Source organism: Paenibacillus sp. EB106-06-01-XG199 (assembly GCF_058791575.1).
On record NZ_JBYTDQ010000034.1, the window covers coordinates 1 to 1,142 of the forward strand.

The following is a 1,142-nucleotide window of genomic DNA, read 5'->3' on the forward strand; positions in this document are numbered from 1 at the left end:
ATTAGCCCTTGCTTCAGCGCGCTCATTCCCTGAATCTCATACAGCGGATAATGGCTATGTGATTCCGAGACCAGCGCTGCTTCCTGCACCTGCTGCAGCAGTGCCGTTACACTCTGCTCGGGGGTACTGCTGACCCGTACCGGCGTTGTATTGATAAACAGGCCGATCATCCGCTCGATCCCCGGCACCTCCGCCGGTCTCCCCGATACGACCGCCCCGAATACCACATCATCGCTCTGGTTGTATTTCTGTAGTAGCAGTCCCCAGATCGTCTGCATCACTGTGTTCAGCGTCACCTGGGCCTGGCGGGCCAACCGCTCCAGCTCCCGGGTCATCCCCACATCCAGACGGAAGGCATGCTCCTGCCGCTCAGCTTCTGTTCGCCCTGTTGCCCCTGTCACTCGCGGCACACTCGCCTGTTGCTCATAGTCCCTCAGGTACCGGCTCCAGTACTGCCGCGCCGCCTCCCTGTCCTGCATGTTCAGCCACTGCATGTATCGGCTATACGGCTCCACGGGCCCCAGCTCTATCGGCTGCTTCGTCTGCAACCCGCGATAAATCGCCATGAGCTCCTGCATCAGAATACTCGTGCACCAGCCGTCCATGATGATGTGATGAAAGCTCCAGATGACATGCTGACACCCCTTCTCCCCGATCACAATCGTGGCGCGCATTAGCGCATCCCGGCTCAGGTCAAAGCCCCTTTGCCGGTCTTCCTGCTGGATCGTCTCCAGATCACCTGACCCTTCCCTCACCCGCAGATCGACTTCCCGTTCCTGCAGCACCAGCTGCACCGGCCGCCCTACCTGCTCGCTCACGATCACCGTCCGCAGCATGTCGTGCCTTTCCGTTAAACGGCCCAAGCTTTCCTCGAATACCGCGATATCCAGCGTTCCTTCAACCCGGAACGTAAACTGCTCGAAATACGTCGCAGCCTCCGGGTCCAGCTCAGCGTGAAACAACATGCCTTCCTGCATCGGAGACAGCGGATAGATGTCTTGCACCTTATAGCCGTAGGCTTGCTGCAAGCCGCTCGCTTCCTGCGGCTCCAAATCCGCCAAACGGAAATCGCTCGCGGTCTTCTCGCTGTGCGCCTGCCGGGTGCAGTGGGTGATCAGTCTGCGAAGCTGTTCCGCGTAGCA

Annotated in this window: 1 protein-coding gene; it reads right to left on the reverse strand. The window is 59.5% G+C overall.

What is annotated here, in order from left to right:
• A partial coding sequence (locus AC3WT9_RS34590; protein ID WP_492408983.1) for a condensation domain-containing protein occupies positions 1 to 1,142 on the reverse strand: 1,142 nt, incomplete at both ends.